The organism is Rhodobacter capsulatus, assembly GCF_005144475.1.
Classification (GTDB): Bacteria; Pseudomonadota; Alphaproteobacteria; order Rhodobacterales; family Rhodobacteraceae; genus Rhodobacter; species Rhodobacter capsulatus_C.
In genome coordinates, this window is sequence record NZ_SWJZ01000116.1 from 1 (window position 1) to 278 (window position 278).

1 pseudogene is annotated in these 278 nt (G+C 63.7%); it reads left to right on the forward strand.

What is annotated here, in order from left to right:
- Positions 1–278 (forward strand): annotated as a pseudogene (locus FBT96_RS19095) (UDP-glucuronate 5-epimerase); the annotation flags it as partial.

The window sequence follows — 278 nt, forward strand, 5'->3', positions numbered from 1 at the left end:
CCGATCGACATTTACAACCACGGCGAGATGTATCGCGACTTCACCTATGTCGATGATCTCGTGCGCGGGATCCGGCTGTTGATCGATGCGGTGCCGGTGCGGCCCGCGGATGGGGTGGTGCCCGCGGGCGACAGCCTGTCGCCGGTGGCGCCCTGGCGCGTCGTCAACATCGGCAATTCCGACAAGGTGCGGCTGCTCGATTTCGTCGAGGCGATCGAGGCCTGTCTGGGCAAGACAGCGATCAGAAACTACATGCCGATGCAGATGGGCGACGTGCC